Genomic DNA, 17,880 nt, shown 5'->3' with positions numbered 1-17,880 from the left:
TCACGAGGCGCACGCCGACGTGAACGCGGCCAAGAACATTCTCAGGGCAGGGCTTGCCCTTCGCGACGCTGCGGAAGCGGCTTAGCGAGAAGCCGCTTCCTTCAGGGAGCGGAGGAGTCACGACGTTGCCGAGGCCGCTGACCCGACCCAGCTTGCCCAGTGAGGGCTCCGCCGGTGGGCTGGGGTAGCTCATCGCGGCTCACCTCCGGGGAATCCGCAGCTGTGCCCGCCCGTTCCCGTAGCCGTCCGCGTACCCGTCGGTGCGGCCGTCGCGGAAATCGCCGCCCGGATACCGGGCGCTGGTCTCGTACCCATTGCCGTTGCCGTACGACGGGGAGGCGACACCGGTCCCCGCACCGCCGGTGCCCGTGCTCCCGGGGACCGATTCCCCGGTCAGGCCGTTTCCGGTGCCGTCGCCGTACCGGACGGGTGAGGGGGACCCGGGACCGTATGCGGTGCCGCGCCCGTGGTCCGTGGCGGAGCCGTATGCGGTGCCGGAGCCGAACCGCCTCGCGTCGTTCTCGGGCGCCGGGTCCTCGGCGGAGGTGACGGCCTTGACCGCCCGCCCGGCCAGGAACCCCGCCACCAGGGCGCCCGCCAGGAACAGGCCGGGACGGCGCCGCGCGAAGTCCTGCACGTCGCGCACCGCGCCGCTCAGGCCCTCGGTCTCCAGATAGTCGGCCGTGCGGCGGCCCCGGTCGGCCACCTGCCTGACCACGCCGTGCATGGGGGAGTCGGGCGCGACACCGCCGGCGGCGGACTCCAGGTCGTCGGTCCACTGCCGGATCGCGCTGGCCGCGCGCCTGCCCTGCTGCCACGCCTGCTCGTCGGGGTCAACAGGTGTCGGTGGCCGGGCAGCCGAAACCCGGGCGACGCTTCGCCGGCGCTCCCGAGCCCCCCTCGGCGGGGCAGGATGGGCGCATGTCAGAGACCCCTCTCCCCGGCGCCATCACGCTGCCCGACGGCACCCGGGTCCGCGGGCGCGGTCTGAGGTATCCCGCGCCCGAAGGCGTCCCGCCCGAATTCGGCCTCTATCTCGGTGGTCCCCGGCTGAGACGCCGGCACGACCCCGGGATCACCTGGGCACACGAATGGATCGACTGGCCCGACTTCCTGCTGCCCCGCGACGGGGAGAGCGCGGCCGCTCTCATCCGGGCGCTGCACGGGCACGCCCGCGACGGCCGCGCGGTGGAGGTGGCCTGCGGCGGAGGCGTCGGGCGCACCGGCACCGTCATCGCGTGCCTGGCGATCCTCTCGGGCGTGCCCGCGCACGAGGCCGTGGCCTGGACCCGGGCCAACCATCACCGGCGCGCCGTCGAGACGCCCTGGCAGCGCCGCTGGGTGCTCCGCTTCCCCACGCTCTGACTCCCCGTGCGCTGCCGACCTGCCGAGGGCACCCGCCGCGCCGTACCCGCCGTACCGTCCCGAGGCGCGTGAGGGTGAGCAGGAGGCCGCCGACGGCCGACGATGGCCCATATGGTTGGGTTCGTCTGTGTTCGTCGACGTGCTGGGGCTGGCCGCCGTGGGTCTGGTGGCCGGGGTGGTCAGCACGGTGGTGAGCCTGGCCTCGGTCGTGTCCTATCCCGCCCTGCTGGCCTTCGGACTGCCGCCGCTGGCCGCGAACGTCACCAACACGGTCGCGCTGCTGTTCACCGGACTGGGCGCGGCGGCCGGATCCCGGCCGGAGCTGGCGGGCCAGCGCACGGTCGTCGGCCGTCTGGGGCTCGCCGCCGCGCTGGGCGGCGCCGCCGGCGCGGGCCTGCTGCTGGTCACGCCCGCCCGGATGTTCGAGATGGCCGCCCCGTGGCTGGTCGGCGGCGCCTCGCTGCTGTTGCTGCTCCGCCCGCCCCGCGCGGGACAGGCGAGCCTCGGCGGCGAGAGCGGCCTGGCGCTGCGTGCCGCCGTCTTCTGCGTCGCGGTCTACACGGGCTACTTCGGCGCCGCCGGGGGCATCATCATGTTCGCGGTGCTCGCGGCCGCGCTCGACCGCACCCCGGCGAGGGTCAACGCGGTGAAGAACCTCGTGGGAGCGCTCGCCAACGCCGTCGCGGCCGTCTGGTTCGCATTGTTCGGCCCGGTCGACTGGGCCGCGGTGGGGCCGCTCGCCGCGGGGTTCCTCCTCGGCGGCTGGGTGGGCCCCGCCATCGCCCGCCGCCTGCCCGGCGACTCGCTGCGCCTCGCCGCCGCGATCTGCGGTCTGGCGGTCGCCGTCAAGCTCGGCGTCGACGCCTACCGGAGCGGCTGAGCGGTCGCCGCCGTCCCTGGCCGCGCCGCGTACCGGGCGTACCTATCGGGAGCCGGGGGAGGGCGGGGCCGCGGCGACGGCCTCGGCGTGCCGGGCGCGCAGCCGCGTCCGGATCTCCTCCGGGGTGTAGGCGCGCCGCCGGCGCTCCGCACGGGCGATCACCACGCCGGTCGCCGCGACGCCCGCGAACGCCGCCAGGCCGAGTATCTTCCACCACCGCATGTGCCTAGGCTACTGCCGTGGCTCGTACGCGGATAAGCCTGGACAAGGCACTCGAACTGGTCCGTACCGGTGACATGTGGGTGTTCCGGGGGCGCAGCGCGCCCGACCGCGCCATCCAGGTCACCACCAACAGCCCGGTCAACCACGTGGGCATGGCCGTCGTCATCGAGGATCTGCCGCCGCTGATGTGGCATGCGGAGCTCGGCCGGTCGCTGCCGGACATGTGGTCGGGCACCCACCAGCGCGGCGTGCAACTGCACGACATGCGTGACGCGGTGTGCGTCTGGGCGGCGAGGTACGGCCAGCGCGCCTGGCTGCGCCAGCTTGAGCCGCCGGTGGGCCGGGAGATGGAGGACGCCGTCCTGCGGACGATCGCCCGGCTGGACGGCACGCCGTTCCCGTCCACCGCCCGCCTGGCGGGGCGCTGGGTGCGCGGGCGCCTGCCCGCGCTCCGGCCCCTGCCGCTCCCCGTGCTCCGCCGGGGGAAACGTGACCCGGAGGGACGCACGGCGCGAGAACGGACGCTGGAGACGGCCTACTGCGCTGAGGTCGTCGCCGTGACCTACGAGGAGATGGGCCTGCTGCCGGGCGGCCGCCGGCCCAACTGGTACGACCCCGGCAGGTTCTGGAGCGGCGACAACCTGGTCCTGAACGACGGCCGCCGACTGGGCGGCGAGATCGCGGTCGACGTCCCCGGCGGGGAGGTCCGGCCGCTCCGGTAACGCGTCCGATAACGCGGTGGCCAATATTTCGCCGGGCCGTCAACCTCCCGGCGTCAAAGCGCGTCAGGTGTAGGCACCGTTCGTCCAGACCCGGAGGAAAGGTCCCATGCCTGCTCCTGATATGAGACGCGAAGGTCTCGCCGACGCCAGCGACCAGGAGAGCCGTGCGCGCAGTGCGCTCGACGCGATCCGGCGGCAGGGACCGGAGGCGGTGCAGGAGGAGACGCTGCGCATGAAGTCGGAGCTGCTCCGCCTGTGCGGCTGGGAGGGTTACCAGCGGGTCATCGCCAAGATGGAGAGCGACCTCGCCAGGCTGCGCGAGTCGCGCTGAGCGTGCCGGGCCGCGCCGGTCGCCGGACGCGGACGGGGGAGAGGTCCCCGCTCAGCGGGGGAACACGCCGGTCAGGTGCCGGTCGAGCCAGTCCGTCACCCGCCTGACGAACGTGACCCGGTTGGCCCGCCGCCGGATCTGGTGCCCTTCGTCCTCGAACAGCAGGACCTCGCAGGGCACCCCCCTGGCCCGGGCCGCGCGGACGACCTGCTCGGCCTCGTACACCGGGACGTTGGTGTCCCGCGCGCCGTGCACCACCAGCAGCGGAGTGGCCAGCCGGTCGAAGGCGTGCAGGGGCGACAGGGCGTGCAGCAGGTCGCGGTCGGCCTCCGGATGGCCGTACTCGCTGACCGCCGCCGCCGCGATCCACGGCTCCGTGCGCTCGTAGAAGGTGGCGAAGTCGGCCATGCCGCAGACGTCCACCCCGGCGCGGAACAGGCCCGGGTACGTGACGAGCGCGGCCAGCGTGAGGTAGCCGCCGTACGACCAGCCCAGGCAGGCCAGCCGGGCCGCGTCGGCGAGACCGGCCCGCACCAGGAAGGCGGCGCAGTCGGCCACGTCGTCGATCGCGCGGAAGCGCAGGGCGTGGTCGTCCGCCTCGCGGAAGGCCCGGCCGAACCCGGCAGACCCGCGCACGTTCGGCGCGAGCACGCCGATGCCGGCGGCCAGCAGGCTCTGGTAGAGCGGGTTGAACGTGGGCCGTTCCTGGTCCTCGGGCCCGCCGTGCAGGAACACGGCGTACGGCGCCGGGCCCACCGCCCCGGGCGGCCGGTAGAGCCAGCCGCTGAGCTCCAGCCCGTCGCGGGCGGGGAACCGTACGAGCTCGGCGTCCACCGCCCCGGCGATCCGGCCGGCTCCGGCGACCCGCCGGTAGCGGCCGGTGTCCAGGTCGCACAGCACGACGTGCGGCGGCTGGGCCGGTCCCTCCACCGTGAGCACGGCGGCCCGGTCGTCCCGCGAGACCCTGATCGAGGTGACCACCTCTCCCGGCGGTGGGGGGAGGGGACGCCGCACCGGGTTCCCGGCCCGATCCGGCGTCTCCAGCGCCTCGGGTGTGTCCAGCACCTCGAGCTCGGAGCGGCCGGCGGCGTTCCACACGAGCACCACGCGCCGGCCGTCGGCGGTCAGCGCGAACATGTCCAGTTCGGCGTCCGGGCGTTCGGCGAGCACGACGGGGCGGCCGTCCCCGGCGACGGCCAGCAGCGCGGCGCGGTCCCGCCCCGCGTCCGACAGCAGGTAGGCCGTCTCGCCGCCGGGGGACAGGACGCCGTAGTCGGTGGAGCCGGGCAGGTCCGCCAGCAGCGGCCGCTCGCCCCCCGGGCCGGTGGCTTCTGGCGTCAGCTCCCTGACGTACATCCGCCGGACCCCGCGCGGCCCGCGCCGCAGCAGCACCCGGGCGTGGTCGCGGCTGACCGCCTCCGGGTGCAGCAGGGGCCCGCGGGCCACCGTCTCCCGGCCTCCGGTCGCCGCGTCGACCAGCAGCGCCTCGGCCGTCCCGGACGCCGCGACCTCGGCGGCCAGGAGCAGGTCGCCGCGGCCGGTCCAGCGGACGAACCAGGCCGACCCGCCCTCCGGCGCGGCCAGCGGGCGCAGGTCGCCGCCGTCGGGCCGCACGGTCCAGACCTGCGTGTGCTCGCCGCCGCCCGGCGTGAGGAGGACGGCCAGCCGTTCCCCGGACGGCGACCAGCTCACCTCCGCGACCGGTTCCGGCCCGGTGGCGACCGGCCGCGCCCGCCCGCCCCGCCGCAACTGCCTGATCCAGACCCGGGGCACGCCGTCCCGGTCGCTGACGTACGCGACCGCGCCGCGGTCGGGGGCGAGCGACGGCGCCCGGCAGCTCCAGGCGCTCAGCGCCGCGTCCCCAACCGCCTCCCCGATGGAGTCCCCGAGGGCCGAGGTCCGTACGCCGAGGGCCTCCGCCGACATCAGACTCCCTGCGCCTGCAGCCACATCTCCAGGAGCCCGAGCTGCCACAGCATGTTGACACCCGTCGTGGTGCGGCTGGCCTCCCGGTTCTCCAGCAGGTCCTCGACGTACGCCTTGTCGAACAGGCCCCGCTCGCGGGCGGCGGGCGCGGTGAGCGCGTCGCGCACCAGGTCGAGGAACGGCCCGTCGATGTGCCTGATGGCGGGCACCGGGAAGTAGCCCTTGGGCCGGTCGACCACCTCGCGCGGCAGCAGCGCGCGGGAGGCCTCCTTGAGTATCCCCTTGCCGCCCCCGACGAGCTTCAGCTCCGGCGGGCACGCCGCGGCCAGCTCGACCAGCTCGTGGTCGAGGAACGGGGTGCGGCCCTCCAGCCCGTGGGCCATGGTCATGTTGTCGACCCGCTTGACCGGGTCGTCGGGCAGCATGAGCCGGGTCTCCAGGCGCAGGACCGCGTCGAGCGCGGTCTCCGCGCCCGGACGGGCGAGGTGGCGGCGGATGATCTCCCCGCTCACGTCCTCGTCGACGAGGTACTGCGGAGCCACGATGCCCGCGAGGTCCTCGTGCGGCTGGTCGAAGAACTCCTTCGCGTATGTCGCGAACGCCTCCTCGCGGGGCACGGCGGCGAGCGGCGGGAACCAGCGGTATCCGGCGAACACCTCGTCGGCGCCCTGCCCGGACTGCACCACCCTGACGTGCCTGGCCACCTCGTGCGACAGCAGGTGGAAGGCGACGCAGTCGTGGCTGACCATCGGCTCGCTCATCGCCCGTACGGCGTCCGGCAGGCCCGACAGCAGCCGGGAGTCCTCGATGAGGATGCGGTGGTGGTCGGTGCCGAAATGGTCGGCGACCAGGTCGGAGTAGCGGAACTCGTCCCCGGCGTCGCCCCCGGCCCCGTGGAACCCGATGCTGAACGTGGACAGGTCGCGCTGGCCCTCCTCGGCGAGCATCGCGACGATGACGCTGGAGTCGAGGCCGCCCGACAGCAGCACGCCGACGGGCACGTCCGCGACCATCCGCCGCCGTACGGCCGCACGCAACCGGTCGTGCACGGCGTCGCGCCAGTCGGCGGCGTCCATCCCCTCGTGCTCCGGCAGCCGGGTGAAGGGCGGGTCCCAGTAGACGGTGTCACGGGAGGAGCCGTCCGCCTCGACCGTGCGGACGGTGGCCGGGGGCAGCTTCCGCACCCCCGCGAGGATCGTGCGCTCGCCCGGCACCAGCGAGTGGAAGGTCATGTAGTGGTGCAGCGCGACCGGGTCGATGTCCGTGCACACCTCGCCCCCCGCCAGCAGCGCGGGCAGGGTCGAGGCGAAGCGCAGCCGGTCGCCGTTCCCGGAGACGTACAACGGCTTGATGCCGAGGCGGTCGCGGGCGAGCGTCAGCCGCCCGGTCGCCTGCTCGAACACGGCGAACGCGAACATCCCGGCGAACCGGCGCACACAGTCGGCGCCCCACCGGTGGAACGCCTTGACCAGCACCTCCGTGTCGGAGGTGGAGAAGAAGCGGTAGCCCTCGCCCCGCAGCTCCTCGCGCAGCTCACGGTAGTTGTACAGGCAGCCGTTGAAGACCGCCGTCAGTCCGAGGGCGGGGTCGGCCATCGGCTGCGCGGCCTTGTCGGACAGGTCGATGATCTTCAGGCGCCGGTGGCCGAGGGCGACCGGCCCCCACTCCCACAGTCCCGAGCCGTCGGGGCCGCGCTCGTGCATGGAGTCGGTCATCCTGCCCACCACGCCGATGTCCGCCGGCCGCCCGTCGAAGCGGATCTCGCCGCTCAGTCCGCACACGCTCCTACCTCCCGGCCGCCGCGGCGTACGGGCTCGCGGGTCTGTTCCTGGGTCTGGTCTCGGCCAGGACGAGGTCCACCACGTCGGTCAGGCGGCCGGCCCGCCGGAACGCCTCGCGCTGCCGGGCGGCCGAGTCGCCGCCGTCCAGCGCCTCGGCGGCGAGCGAGCTGACCAGCTCCCAGTCGCCGCGCGCCTCCAGCTGCGGCCGCAGGCCCTCCAGCAGCCGGTTCACCACTGTTCTGGCCGGTTTCGGCACGCCCTCGACGGGATCGACCAGCTCGCCGTCCAGGCCGGACCGCGCCGCCCGCCACGAGGCGGCCCGGACCAGCTCGGGGCGTACGGAACCGGGGTCCAGGGGAGTGGGAGCGCCGGTGGCGAGGGCGCCGAGCTCCCGGGTGACCAGCGCGCGGAACAGCCCGGCGATCAGCACGATGTCCTCGATCCGGGGGCAGGAGTCGCACAGCCGCAGCTCGACGGTCGGCACGTGCGCCGATGGCCGGACGTCGAAGTAGAGCATCCCGGGATCGCTGATGACCCCCGACCTGACCAGTTCCTTCACCATCGCGTCGTACTCCTCGGCCGACTCGAACCGCTCCGCCGGGCCGGCCGTGGGCCAGCGCTGCCACACCATCGACCGGAAGCTCGCGTAGCCGGTGTCGGCGCCCATCCAGTACGGCGAGCTGCAGCTCAGGGCCAGCAGGGGAGGCAGCCACGGGCCGAGCCGGTGGGTGACGGCCACGGCGAGGTCCCGGTCGCGCACCTCGGCGTGCACCTGCGTGCCGCAGATGAGCTGCTCGCGGGCGAGCACCTGGTAGTCGTCCAGCATCTGCTCGTAGCGCGGGTCGGGGGAGATCTTCATCGACTCCGGGTCCACCAGCGGGACCGTCCCGGCCGCCGCGATGCCGAGACCCAGCCCCTCCGCCGCCGCGATCGCGTCGGCGCGCAGCCGCGTGAGCTCCCCGGCGAGGTCCTCCAGCCGGAGCCGCGGCGTCGTCCCGGTCTCCAGGACCGATCGCTGCAGTTCCTGGGTGAAATGGTCGGATCGCAACTGCTGGAGCAGTAGGCCGGCCCGCGGAACGAGTTGCCGTGTCGTGAGGTCCACGATGTGGAACTCCTCCTCGACGCCGACCGCCATGTCCCCTGCGAATTCCGTCATGTGGCCGCTCCCCGCCGGTCATGAATGCTTCCGTGTTTCCTGCCCCGAAAGTCGGCTTCTGCACGTCATCGGCTCATGAGGGTGATGAAAGTTACAGGTAGTCACCAAACGGGGCGGACATCGCACGCAGCTCACCGGGGTCGTCGCAGCGGCCGTCGTGACCGGCCCTTGACCCGGCACCGGCCCGCCGCCAGGATCACGGCGTTCCGAGCCCCGACCGTGAGCGCAGGGAGTCCGATGACCGGCCGCGCATTCTCCGTCCGAGGTCGCATCCGGCGCCTCCGGCGCCGCATCTGGACGGCCGCCGTCGCCGCGGTGCTGCTGACCGCCTGGCCCGCCGCCTCTCCGGCCGGCGCGGTCGGCGACCCGCCCGCGCCGGTGACCGGCAACGCCACCTATTTCGACGCCCTCGGCTCGCCGTACGGCGGCTGCGGGATGCCGCAGTCCCAGCTCGACTCGCAGGACTTCGTCGCCCTCAACGTGTACGACACCCCCGGCGACTACAACTTCTATCCCCGGCCGCTGACCGGCGCCAACGCGTCCAAGACCGGGATGTGGAACAACGGGCTCAACTGCGGCCGTTTCGTCCAGGTGCAGATCTCCGACTTCTGCACCGGCGTCAACGACGGCGGGCAGAACTCGCAGTTCTGCCGGAACGGCTCGTGGGTCGCCGACGCCTACAACGGCGCCACCCTGACCATGATCGTCGCCGACAGCTGCGGCGACTCCAACGGCTGGTGCCGCGACGACCGCTACCACCTCGACCTGTCGAAGCCCTCGCTCAACAGGTTCGTGAAGAACGGCGCGCCGGTCGGGGACATGTACCCGAACCACTGGAACAACCGCCGCGTCACGTGGTCGTTCATCCCCGCGCCGAACTACTCCGGCGACATCCGCATCGGGTTCCTCAAGGGCTCCCAGGCCTACTGGACCGCGATCGCGATCTCCCACCTGCCCAACGGCATCCACGGGGTGGAGTACTACGCCGACGGCGCCTGGCAGCCGGCCCAGATGAACTCAGACATGGGCCAGTCGTACCTCATCAGCGGGACCAGCCGGGGCGCGACGACGTTCCGGATCCGCGTGCGCGACGCGGCCGACCAGCCGCTGAACGGCGGCCGCGTCTACAGCTTCGGCCTGCCCTCGTCGTGCGGCACGCAGTGCGCCGCCGACTACACCGAGGCGAGCTACACCACGAGCACGAGCTCGCCCAGCGCGTCGCCCTCGGCGTCGCCGTCCCCGTCGGCCTCGCCGTCCGCGTCCCCCTCTCCGTCTCCGTCGGTCTCGCCGTCCCGGTCGCCCTCCCCGTCCCCTTCCGCCTCCCCGTCGGCGAGCCCGTCCGGGAGCACCGGGACGTGTCAGGTGAGCTACCAGGTGGCCAGTTCGTGGCAGGGAGGCTTCACCGCGAACGTCACGGTCAAGAACACCGGCACGACGACCTGGCCCGACTGGACGGTCGGCTGGACCATGCCGGCCGGAGTGGGCCTCGTCAGCGGCTGGAGCGCGACCGTGACCGCCAGTGGGTCCCGCTGGACGGCGCGGGCTCCCTCCTGGGGCCAGACCCTCGCGCCCGGCGCGTCGGCGAGCTTCGGCTTCCAGGCGTCCGGAGCCTCCTCCCCGGCGCCGACCGCCTTCACCTGCCCCTGATCTCCTCCATCGGCATCTTTCGCCGGGACCTTCCGCCGGGGCCTTCCAGCGCAGGGCGGAAGGTCCCGGCAGGCTGGGACCAGCGGCCCTGCCCGGGGCGGCGCGCGGGCGGTGGGATGAGGACAGGCACGAAGGAGGAGCCATGTCCGAACCCCTGTCCGAACCCCTGTCCGAACCCGTCGTCGTCGTGGGCACCGACGGCTCGCGCGCCGCTGCCGCCGCGGTGGAGTGGGCCGCGGGAGACGCCGCGCGCAGGGGCCTGCCGCTGCGGATCGTCCACGCGGTGGACCGCCTGCCGTACGAGATCGCCCGTTATCCCATCCCCATCGAGGACCAGCTCGACCGGGCCGGCCGGCGGATCCTGGAGGACGCCGTCCAGGCCGTACGCGAGATCCATCCCGTCGTCCGCGTCGTCCCCGATCTCGTCGAGGGCGATCCGTCGAGGACGCTGCGGCGGGAGGCCGCCGGGGCCGCGGAGATCGTCGTCGGGAACCGGGGCCACGGCGGGTTCGCCGGCATGCTGCTCGGCTCGGTCAGCATGCACCTCGCCGGTCAGGTCGACGTCCCCGTCGTGGTCGTACGCCAGGGGCTGCGGGTGCCGCACGGGCTGGTCGTCGCCGGCGTCGACGGCTCGGCGGAGGCGGAGGCCGCGCTGACCTACGCGTCGGACGAGGCGCGGCTGCGCGGCTGCCGCCTGCTCGTCCTCTACGCGTGGCAGCTTCCGGTGCACTCGTTCGCGCCCGAGATCACCTATGACGTCGACGAGGTGCGCAGGGCCCAGGAGGACTACGTGGCGGAGATGCTGGCGGCGCACCGGGAGCGCTACCCGGATCTGGACGCCGAGATGCGGGCCGTCTGCGCGCATCCGGTGCCCGCCCTCGTGGAGGCAGGGGAGAAGGCGGACCTGCTCGTCGTCGGCTCCCGGGGGCACGGCGCCGTCGGCTCGGCGGTGCTCGGCTCGGTCAGCCGGGCCGTCCTGCACCACGCGCACTGTCCCGTCGCGGTGGTGCGCCCGCCCCGCCGGTCCTGACCCGGCCTGCCCTGCGGGTTGAAGGTTTTCCGCCGGAATCCAGGGGTTTATCGGCATAAGTTTCACAGGGCGGCTCAATGAGACGATTCAAGGAGGAATCAGCCGCCGAGAAAACGGGACCCATCTTGACCGAGAACGACATCGCCGACTTCATGACCGGCCTGCCGGGCGTCGTCGCCTTCACCGCCGCCGAGGGCACCGGCGCCCCCCGGGCGGCGTGGGGAGACACCTTCTTCTTCTACGATCCCGACGACGACCCCTCCGCCCGGCAGATGCCCTTCGCCACGATCGTGGTCAAGGACTATGAAGGGTTCGACACCGCCTCCGGCCTCGACCGGCCCGGGGTGTTCCGGCTGAACGTCGCCGTGGGCCGCGCCGCGTTCGGGGAACTGCTCGGCTACCCTCCGGCCGCCCACGCCGGGCGGCACGAGACGGTGGACTACCGCGCGCTCGACCGGATCCTGCCGCATCCGGTCTACGCCGCCCAGTCCTGGGTCTGCGTGCTCAACCCCGGCGAGGCCACCGCACCCCGGGTGCCCGCCCTCCTGACCGCGGCGCACGCCCGCGCGGCCGCCCGCCACCGGCCGCGTACGTGAGCGGGCGTCGTCAGCCCCGGGAGAGGGCGATCGAGGTGGCGAGGTGGCCGTCGCGCACCGTCCACCGGCCCCGCAGCACCGTCGTGCCGACGGCCGGGTCGGTGACCAGAAGGCGGGCCTCGAACCCGCCCGCGGGGTCGATGTCCACCACCGCCTCGGAGAAGTCGAGCCATCTGCGGGTCAGCGGGAACCAGACCTTGTAGACCGACTCCTTGGCGCTGAACAGGATCGCGTCCCAGCACACCGCGTCGTCCGCGTCGCGCAGCGCCGTGAGCGCGGCGATCTCCGCGGGCGCGGCGACCCGGGGGAGGACGCCCTCGGGGAGGTGTTCGTGCGGCTCGGCGTCGACGCCGATCGCCAGGGCCGCCTCCGCCGGGGCCACCGCCGCCGCACGGTATCCCGAGCAGTGCGTGATGCTGCCGACCACGCCGTCCGGCCAGACCGGTGCGCCCCGCTCGCCGCGCGGGATCGCGACGGGCGCCACGCCGATCGCGGCGAGCGCGCGCCTGGCGCAGTGGCGCCCGGTGACGAACTCCCGCCGCCGCCGGTCGGCGACCCGCTCGACGAGCGGCCTCTCCTCCGGGAAGAGGGTCTCCTCCGGGACGTCGCCGAACTCCTCCGCCGACGCCACCCACGACGGCAGGATGTCAGCGATCACTTGGCCGCCCCGGCGAGCACCAGACGCGGGCGCGCGGGCCCGGCCGGACGCCCGCGCCACTCGCGCGGATAGCCCAGCGAGACCTCCTCGAAGCGTACGCCGTCGTGCCAGGTCGTCCGGGGGATGTGCAGGTGGCCGTAGACCACGGCGGCGGCCTGGTAGCGCACGTGCCAGTCGGCGGTGCGCTCGGTGCCGCACCACAGCGCGAACTCGGGATACCGCAGGATCCGGGTCGGCTCCCGGACCAGCGGGAAGTGGTTGACCAGCACGACCGGGCCGCCGACGGTGGCGAGGCGGCGCTCGGTCTCGGCCACCCGCGCCTCGCACCAGGCGTCGCGGGTCGGGTGCGGATCGGGGTGCAGGAGATACTCGTCGGTGCACACGACGCCGGCCTCGTACGCCCGGGCCAGGGCCGTCTCCTTGGTCGCGGTGCCGTCGGGACGGAAGGTGTAGTCGTAGAGGAGGAACAGCGGGGCCACCGTGACCGGCCCGTCCTCGCTCTCCCATACCGCGTACGGATCCTCGGGCGTGAGCACCCCGAGGTCACGGCAGATCTGGACAAGACGCTCGTATCGGGCGACGCCCCGGAGCTGGACCGGGTCGCTCGCGGTGGTCCACAGCTCGTGGTTGCCGGGAGCCCAGACGACCCTCGCGAACCGCCGCGCCAGCGTGCCCAGCGCCCACTCGATGTCGGCCGGGGTCTCCGCCACGTCGCCGGCCACGACGAGCCAGTCGCCGTCCGACTCCGGACGGAGGTTCTCGACGATCTCGCGGTTCTCGTCGTGGGCGACGTGCAGATCGCTGATCGCGTACAAGCCCGTCACGTTGCCGAGTCCTCCCACCGCCCGCCGGCTCCCTGGACAGGAGGGTACAGATCGGCGGCGGCCGAGGGGAAGATCGATCAACCCCTACGCGTGCGGTAGTGGCTCGCCCCGACGGAGATCGCGAGGCAGGCGAAGATCACCACCAGCGACAGCCAGACGGGAATCGCGTAGACGTCGGCGAGGAGCATCTTCGCCCCGACGAACACGAGGATCGCGGCGAGGCCGTACCTGAGATAGCCGAACCGGTGCATCGCCCCGGCGAGCAGGAAGTACATCGCCCGCAGCCCGAGGATCGCGAAGGCGTTGGAGGTGAAGACGAGGAACGGCTCGGAGGTGACCGCGAAGATCGCGGGGATCGAGTCGACGGCGAAGACGATGTCGGTGGTCTCGACGGCGACCAGCACGGCCAGCAGCGGCGTCGCCGCCCACCGGCCGTCGTCCTGCCGGACGAGGAACCGCGACCCCTGGAAGGCGTCGGTGACGGGCATCACCCGCCGCAGGGCGCGCAGCACGGGGTTGCGCTCCGGATGCACCTCGATCGCGGCGTGCCTGGCCATCTTCACGCCCGTGTAGAGCAGGAACGCGCCGAAGAGGTAGAGGATCCAGTGGAAGCGGTCGAGCAGCACGGCGCCCGCGCCGATGAACACCGCGCGGAAGACCAGCGCGCCGAGCACGCCGAAGAACAGCACGCGGTGCTCCAGTTCGCGGGGGACCGCGAAGAAGGAGAACAGCAGCGCGAACACGAACACGTTGTCGACGGCCAGTGACTTCTCGATCAGGTAACCGGCCAGGTACTCGCCGCCCGCCTCCGGGCCCCAGGTCAGCCAGACGACGGCCCCGAAGGTGAGGCCGAGGACGATCCACACCCCCGACCAGGCCAGCGCCTCGCGGAACCGCACGACGTGGGCGGTGCGATGGGCGTAGAGGTCGACGGCCAGCATGACAAGGATGACCGCCAGAACGGCGGCCCAGGCCCACAGAGGTACGGGCATGCGTCAACCCCCATCACCGCCACACGGCGGAATCGGACGGTCGACGGTCTCCCCGTGCCACCGGATGCTGCGGTGACTCCCGCGCCGGGACGCCTCAGGTCGGCGGCCGTGATGACGACGCTGCGGAAAGCCGGGTACTCCCCCTCGAACTACGCCCGATTATTCGGGAAAGCGGGTCCGTACGTCAAAGCGGTCGCCGGGCGTGCCCCGGAATCGGGCTGTGGGCGGGGTGGCGGCGGACTACAGGGACCAGTCGACGACCGGTCCCGCGGGCACGATGCGCAGCGGATTGATCTTGGGGTGGGTGCCGTAGTAGTGGCGCTTGATGTGGCCGAAGTCCGTCGTGCCGCCGAAGGCGGGGTTCGCGTAGAGGTCGCGGGCGTAGCGCCAGAGGTTGGGGTGGTCGGCCAGGCGGCGGATGTTCGCCTTGAAGTGGGTCACGTAGACCGTGTCGAAGCGGGCGAGCGTGACCCAGAGGCGTACGTCGGCCTCGGTGATCCGGTCGCCGAACAGGTAACGGCGGCCGGCCAGGCGCTCGTCGAGCTCCCCGAGCGCCGCGAAGAGCGCCGTGACCGCCGCGTCGTACGCCTCCTGGCTCTCGGCGAAGCCGCACTTGTACACGCCGTTGTTCACGTCGGCGTAGACACGCTCGTTGAGCGCGTCGATCTCGGCCCGCAGGTCCTCGGGGTAGAGGTCGACACCCGGCCGGGCCCACCGGCCGAACGCCTGTCCCAGGTCGAGACTGATGTCGGGGAAGTTGTTGCTGACGATCCGCCCGGTGCGGCGGTCCCACAGCACGGGGACCGACACGTGGCCGTCGTAGCCGGGCTCGGTCGCCTCGTACGCCTCCCGGAGCAGGGTGAACCCGTTGACCTCGTCGGGCCCGTGCCCCGGGCCCTCGCGGAACGCCCAGCCGCGCCCGTCGCGCACGGGATCGACGACGGACATCGTCACGACGTCCTCCAACCCGAGAAGCGCACGCACGATCACCGAGCGGTGCGCCCACGGGCAGGCCAGCGAGACGTACAAGTGGTAACGGCCGGGCTCGGCCGGAAAGCCGCCGTCGCCGTCGGCGGTGACGCCGTCGGCGGTGACGCCGTCGGCGGTGACGCGGTCGCGGAACCGGTACAGCGGCCGCGCGAACGACCCGTCCGGCCGGGTGGCCGCCTTCAGCGTGTAGTCACCGTAGGTCGCGAAGTCCACCGGACTCGCGACGGGAGCCGTGGTCGTCACGCGCGCATCGTCCTCTCGTTCAGCCAAGGACGAGACTAACCGGCGCCTGTGACAACCACGCGGCAGCCCGCCTCTCCCCGCCGCGGAACGACGAGGCCGGCCCGGTGCGAGCCCGGCACCGCGTCCAGCACCTGCTCGGGCTCGCCGCCTTGGGCTTGCTGCCCGTGCGGTGCCGGTTCGCCGGCTCAGTGCGCCGGCGTGCGGAAGCCGCCGGGCCGCTCGCGCTCCATCATGCCGAACCGCATCGTGGCCAGGCCGAACAGCAGGATGAGCGCGCCCACGACGACGTTGCTGATGATCGTCGAGGTGGTCGCCATGCCTCCCCGGATGACCCAGGGGGCGATGATGGTCCAGATGCCGAGCAGTGGGGCGACCCAGGAGATTCCGTAGGTGCGCCCGAACGCCGAGCTGTATCCCATCGCCAGGAGCGCCACGGCGAGACCGGTGACCAGGTTGTTCACCGCGAGCGGAGTCCGCGTGCCGCTGAATCCGATGATCCAGGGCGACAGCGCCAGATACAGCCCGCTCAGGAGCGTCAGACCATCGGCCAGCTGTGCGGCGGGATTCGCCGCGGCGGCCTCGTAACGGGCACGCATCTGCATGATGTCGGGATGCGTCCCGATGTCGGCGCCGTGTGTCATGCCTCACACCACCCTTCAAAGGCGTGTGCTGTAGTCCTTATTTCCAGCGTACGCCCGTTTCGTCCCTTTTTCCCGATTGGGCGGCCGAGTGTCGGCCGGGCCGCGTTTAGCCCCTCCACCAGCGGAAAGAGGGAGGGTCGTCAGCTCTGCGACCGAGAGGGGAAACCAGATGGGTACGGAGGACAAGTTCCGTAACAAGTCGGAGGAGTTCGCGGGGAAGGCCAAGGAGGGGCTCGGCAAGGTCACCGACGACGAGCGTCTCGAGGCCGAGGGCCAGGCCGACCAGTCGAAGAGCCACATGAAGCAGGCGGGCGAGAAGGTGAAGGACGCCGCCGGCAAGGTCAAGGACGCCTTCAAGGACTGACCCGCGCGATCGTGCGTGAGGTGACGGGGCGCCGGGCCCTCCGGGGGGAGGGACTCGCGACCGTCACCGGTGCGGGGACGAGAGAGACGCCGCCAGGAGACGCCGTCGAGAGACACTGCCGGGAGGCACCGCCGAGCCGGGATGAAGTCCCGGCGCTCTCGTCCCCCGTGCGCGGGGTTTCGCTGCGAGTATCCGCGACGACCCTGCGGGACATCCCCTGAGATCCGTTCGGACCCCCTGAATCGTCCCCCTGAGAAACCCGTGTGATCGCCCCGCGTGAGTTCGGCCATGGGGAGGCCGGGAAGCCGCCGCTCAGGCGTCGGCGGCGGTCGTCGCCGCGGGAGCGGACGGCGGCGGAGAGGGTGGAGGGCTCAACCCGGGAACGCCGGCGGCGCGAGCGGGCCGGTCGGGCCGGGTCAGGCCGCCTGCGGCATCGTGACGCGGAAGGACGACGTCACGAGGGCATGGACGAGACGCATGAGCAGCGCCTCCAGGACCATGAGGGCCGCACGGGAGAGTACGGCGGCGAGGAACTCAGTCACTTCACACCTCAGTAGGACAAATCGGCTTCTATAGAAGACTGACGCATAAACCTCCCAAACAGGCGTAGGTAAGGTTACCGTTCGGTGAACAGCGGGTGACCGTTCCGGATACGTCCCTGATCACAGGCTCAGGCCGCAGCCGCACGGGCGCCTTTCGGCCGTGCCCGTGCGGTCTGCCGGCCGTGCCACCGGGCCGCCGTGGCGACTCCGGGGCGGCGCCTACTTGGCGGCGGCCCGGCCGCGCCGGGTGGCGGCGGTGGCGGGCGTCTTCGGCTCGCCCTTCGCCGCGGTCCGCCTCCCGGCCGCCTGCCTGGCGGCTTCCGGGGCCGTCTCCATGGCCCCTGCGCCAGGCATTCCCGGCGTGGTCGCCCCCGGTGTGGGCATCCCTGGCGCGGCCGCTCCCCGGGCGCCCTTCTGCTGCGGCCCGCCGAGCGGCGACCAGCGCTGCTCGCGTGACCTGGCCCGTTGGGCGATCATGGTCCCCGCGCCGATCGCCGCCGCCACCGGCCACTCCAGGATGCCGAGGACCGCCAGCGCGCCGAGACCGCCGTAGTACATGATGCGCTCCGGCGGCGGCAGGAAGGTCCGGGCGACGTCCATGGCGTGCCCGACCTCCCGCCCGCTGATGTGCGGCAGGCCGACGTGCGGCAGGTGCATCTCGGGCGCGCGAAGCTGGAGGCTCATGAACGGCAGGTCCAGGTCCAGTCGCGGCCGGTGCTCCTCCTTGGTCCCCGGGCCCATGGACGGGCCGGGCGTGGGCGGTGCGGGTACGGGCGGCGTGGGCGTCGTCGTGCGGGCACGGGATGTCCGGGCCCGGGTGGTCGTCGTGCCTCCGGCCGTCGGGCCCGGTGTCGCCTCGGTCGTGGTCATGGATCCTCCCCCGTGATCCTTCCCCCATAGATCCGTCCCGGCGATCCTCCGCGACGAGATGTCCCCCGTCGCGGACGCCCCGCGGGAACGTCACTACGAA

The 17,880-nt window shown here is 72.9% G+C and carries 21 protein-coding genes; 8 read left to right on the top strand and 13 right to left on the bottom strand.

Annotated features, from left to right (window positions below):
• A partial coding sequence (locus tag Mam01_RS23915; RefSeq protein WP_204287440.1) for a hypothetical protein occupies positions 1 to 193 on the bottom strand: 193 nt, incomplete at its 3' end.
• A gap of 6 nt (positions 194 to 199) precedes the next feature.
• Entirely contained in the window at positions 200 to 718 is a 519-nt protein-coding gene (locus Mam01_RS23910; RefSeq protein ID WP_204287439.1) for a hypothetical protein, read from the bottom strand.
• Positions 719 to 921: 203 nt separating this feature from the next.
• On the opposite strand from Mam01_RS23910, the gene Mam01_RS23905 reads away from it, so the two are divergent.
• Together Mam01_RS23905 and Mam01_RS23900 are read left to right on the top strand one after the other, a co-directional pair.
• Positions 922 to 1,365: a protein-tyrosine phosphatase family protein gene (locus tag Mam01_RS23905; RefSeq protein ID WP_204287438.1), complete on the top strand. Its 444-nt coding sequence runs from the start codon at positions 922 to 924 to the stop codon at positions 1,363 to 1,365.
• A 127-nt stretch (positions 1,366 to 1,492) separates the two neighbouring features.
• Positions 1,493 to 2,245, top strand: a complete 753-nt coding sequence (locus tag Mam01_RS23900) for a sulfite exporter TauE/SafE family protein (RefSeq protein WP_239101549.1) — start codon at positions 1,493 to 1,495, stop codon at positions 2,243 to 2,245.
• Between the two features lie 42 nt (positions 2,246 to 2,287).
• Here the strand turns inward: Mam01_RS23900 and Mam01_RS23895 are convergent, their stop codons facing one another.
• Positions 2,288 to 2,467, bottom strand: coding sequence for a hypothetical protein (locus Mam01_RS23895; protein ID WP_204287437.1), 180 nt, complete (start codon positions 2,465 to 2,467; stop codon positions 2,288 to 2,290).
• Positions 2,468 to 2,541: 74 nt separating this feature from the next.
• Here Mam01_RS23895 and Mam01_RS23890 point away from each other — a divergent pair, with 74 nt between their 5' ends.
• Together Mam01_RS23890 and Mam01_RS23885 are read left to right on the top strand one after the other, a co-directional pair.
• Complete coding sequence (locus Mam01_RS23890) at positions 2,542 to 3,189, top strand: hypothetical protein (RefSeq protein WP_204287458.1); 648 nt, start codon at positions 2,542 to 2,544, stop codon at positions 3,187 to 3,189.
• 121 nt (positions 3,190 to 3,310) lie between these two features.
• Positions 3,311 to 3,520, top strand: a complete 210-nt coding sequence (locus tag Mam01_RS23885; protein ID WP_204287436.1) for a hypothetical protein — start codon at positions 3,311 to 3,313, stop codon at positions 3,518 to 3,520.
• A 51-nt stretch (positions 3,521 to 3,571) separates the two neighbouring features.
• Here Mam01_RS23885 and Mam01_RS23880 read toward each other — a convergent pair whose 3' ends face one another.
• Genes Mam01_RS23880 through Mam01_RS23870 form a run of 3 tightly spaced genes read right to left on the bottom strand, consistent with a single transcriptional unit; the run spans position 3,572 to position 8,383 of the window.
• Complete coding sequence (locus tag Mam01_RS23880) at positions 3,572 to 5,446, bottom strand: S9 family peptidase (protein WP_204287435.1); 1,875 nt, start codon at positions 5,444 to 5,446, stop codon at positions 3,572 to 3,574.
• A complete protein-coding gene (locus tag Mam01_RS23875; protein WP_204287434.1) occupies positions 5,446 to 7,227 on the bottom strand; it encodes an N-acetylglutaminylglutamine amidotransferase in 1,782 nt (593 codons plus the stop codon). The genes Mam01_RS23880 and Mam01_RS23875 overlap by 1 nt, the downstream gene beginning before the upstream one ends.
• A 4-nt stretch (positions 7,228 to 7,231) precedes the next feature.
• Positions 7,232 to 8,383, bottom strand: coding sequence for a carboxylate-amine ligase (locus Mam01_RS23870; RefSeq protein WP_204287433.1), 1,152 nt, complete (start codon positions 8,381 to 8,383; stop codon positions 7,232 to 7,234).
• Positions 8,384 to 8,620: 237 nt separating this feature from the next.
• On the opposite strand from Mam01_RS23870, the gene Mam01_RS23865 reads away from it, so the two are divergent.
• The 3 genes from Mam01_RS23865 to Mam01_RS23855 all read left to right on the top strand — a co-directional run bounded on the left by Mam01_RS23865 (position 8,621) and on the right by Mam01_RS23855 (position 11,656).
• Positions 8,621 to 10,030 carry a cellulose binding domain-containing protein gene (locus Mam01_RS23865; RefSeq protein WP_204287432.1) on the top strand — a complete coding sequence of 470 codons (1,410 nt, stop codon included), beginning with the start codon at positions 8,621 to 8,623 and terminating at the stop codon, positions 10,028 to 10,030.
• 142 nt (positions 10,031 to 10,172) lie between these two features.
• Positions 10,173 to 11,060, top strand: a complete 888-nt coding sequence (locus Mam01_RS23860) for a universal stress protein (RefSeq protein ID WP_204287431.1) — start codon at positions 10,173 to 10,175, stop codon at positions 11,058 to 11,060.
• Between the two features lie 125 nt (positions 11,061 to 11,185).
• Positions 11,186 to 11,656, top strand: a complete 471-nt coding sequence (locus Mam01_RS23855; protein ID WP_204287430.1) for a DUF6194 family protein — start codon at positions 11,186 to 11,188, stop codon at positions 11,654 to 11,656.
• 10 nt (positions 11,657 to 11,666) lie between these two features.
• Here the strand turns inward: Mam01_RS23855 and Mam01_RS23850 are convergent, their stop codons facing one another.
• From Mam01_RS23850 to Mam01_RS23830, 5 genes are all read right to left on the bottom strand, one after another.
• On the bottom strand, positions 11,667 to 12,314 hold the full coding sequence (locus Mam01_RS23850; protein ID WP_204287429.1) for a 4'-phosphopantetheinyl transferase family protein: 648 nt from the start codon (positions 12,312 to 12,314) through the stop codon (positions 11,667 to 11,669).
• On the bottom strand, positions 12,311 to 13,138 hold the full coding sequence (locus tag Mam01_RS23845) for a metallophosphoesterase family protein (RefSeq protein WP_204287428.1): 828 nt from the start codon (positions 13,136 to 13,138) through the stop codon (positions 12,311 to 12,313). The genes Mam01_RS23850 and Mam01_RS23845 overlap by 4 nt, the downstream gene beginning before the upstream one ends.
• A 77-nt stretch (positions 13,139 to 13,215) precedes the next feature.
• Positions 13,216 to 14,130 carry a TerC family protein gene (locus Mam01_RS23840; protein WP_204287427.1) on the bottom strand — a complete coding sequence of 305 codons (915 nt, stop codon included), beginning with the start codon at positions 14,128 to 14,130 and terminating at the stop codon, positions 13,216 to 13,218.
• Positions 14,131 to 14,370: 240 nt separating this feature from the next.
• Complete coding sequence (locus Mam01_RS23835) at positions 14,371 to 15,363, bottom strand: glutathione S-transferase family protein (protein ID WP_204287426.1); 993 nt, start codon at positions 15,361 to 15,363, stop codon at positions 14,371 to 14,373.
• Positions 15,364 to 15,548: 185 nt separating this feature from the next.
• On the bottom strand, positions 15,549 to 16,004 hold the full coding sequence (locus Mam01_RS23830; RefSeq protein ID WP_204287425.1) for an SPW repeat protein: 456 nt from the start codon (positions 16,002 to 16,004) through the stop codon (positions 15,549 to 15,551).
• Positions 16,005 to 16,173: 169 nt separating this feature from the next.
• Here Mam01_RS23830 and Mam01_RS23825 point away from each other — a divergent pair, with 169 nt between their 5' ends.
• Positions 16,174 to 16,368: a CsbD family protein gene (locus Mam01_RS23825; protein ID WP_150934287.1), complete on the top strand. Its 195-nt coding sequence runs from the start codon at positions 16,174 to 16,176 to the stop codon at positions 16,366 to 16,368.
• Between the two features lie 416 nt (positions 16,369 to 16,784).
• Here the strand turns inward: Mam01_RS23825 and Mam01_RS37405 are convergent, their stop codons facing one another.
• Both Mam01_RS37405 and Mam01_RS23820 read right to left on the bottom strand, forming a co-directional pair.
• A complete protein-coding gene (locus Mam01_RS37405) occupies positions 16,785 to 16,910 on the bottom strand; it encodes a hypothetical protein (RefSeq protein WP_263641835.1) in 126 nt (41 codons plus the stop codon).
• Between the two features lie 219 nt (positions 16,911 to 17,129).
• Positions 17,130 to 17,780, bottom strand: coding sequence for a hypothetical protein (locus Mam01_RS23820; RefSeq protein WP_204287424.1), 651 nt, complete (start codon positions 17,778 to 17,780; stop codon positions 17,130 to 17,132).
• Positions 17,781 to 17,880: the final 100 nt, after the last annotated feature.

This window comes from Microbispora amethystogenes (genome assembly GCF_016863015.1).
Taxonomy (GTDB): Bacteria; Actinomycetota; Actinomycetes; order Streptosporangiales; family Streptosporangiaceae; genus Microbispora; species Microbispora amethystogenes.
Note: the sequence above shows the minus strand (reverse complement) of the source record. Positions and strands in the feature narration are given on the sequence as shown.

Excerpts from the sequence above, each read along its gene's own strand:
- Mam01_RS23860 (WP_204287431.1), top strand. The coding sequence starts at position 10,173 with ATGTCCGAACCCCTGTCCGAACCCCTGTCCGAACCCGTCGTCGTCGTG.
- Mam01_RS23905 (WP_204287438.1), top strand. The coding sequence starts at position 922 with ATGTCAGAGACCCCTCTCCCCGGCGCCATCACGCTGCCCGACGGCACC.
- Mam01_RS23895 (WP_204287437.1), bottom strand. The coding sequence starts at position 2,467 with ATGCGGTGGTGGAAGATACTCGGCCTGGCGGCGTTCGCGGGCGTCGCG.
- Mam01_RS23870 (WP_204287433.1), bottom strand. The coding sequence starts at position 8,383 with ATGACGGAATTCGCAGGGGACATGGCGGTCGGCGTCGAGGAGGAGTTC.
- Mam01_RS23820 (WP_204287424.1), bottom strand. The coding sequence starts at position 17,780 with ATGACCACGACCGAGGCGACACCGGGCCCGACGGCCGGAGGCACGACG.
- Mam01_RS23880 (WP_204287435.1), bottom strand. The coding sequence starts at position 5,446 with ATGTCGGCGGAGGCCCTCGGCGTACGGACCTCGGCCCTCGGGGACTCC.
- Mam01_RS23865 (WP_204287432.1), top strand. The coding sequence starts at position 8,621 with ATGACCGGCCGCGCATTCTCCGTCCGAGGTCGCATCCGGCGCCTCCGG.
- Mam01_RS23840 (WP_204287427.1), bottom strand. The coding sequence starts at position 14,130 with ATGCCCGTACCTCTGTGGGCCTGGGCCGCCGTTCTGGCGGTCATCCTT.
- Mam01_RS23885 (WP_204287436.1), top strand. The coding sequence starts at position 3,311 with ATGAGACGCGAAGGTCTCGCCGACGCCAGCGACCAGGAGAGCCGTGCG.
- Mam01_RS23830 (WP_204287425.1), bottom strand. The coding sequence starts at position 16,004 with ATGACACACGGCGCCGACATCGGGACGCATCCCGACATCATGCAGATG.
- Mam01_RS23890 (WP_204287458.1), top strand. The coding sequence starts at position 2,542 with ATGTGGGTGTTCCGGGGGCGCAGCGCGCCCGACCGCGCCATCCAGGTC.
- Mam01_RS23825 (WP_150934287.1), top strand. The coding sequence starts at position 16,174 with ATGGGTACGGAGGACAAGTTCCGTAACAAGTCGGAGGAGTTCGCGGGG.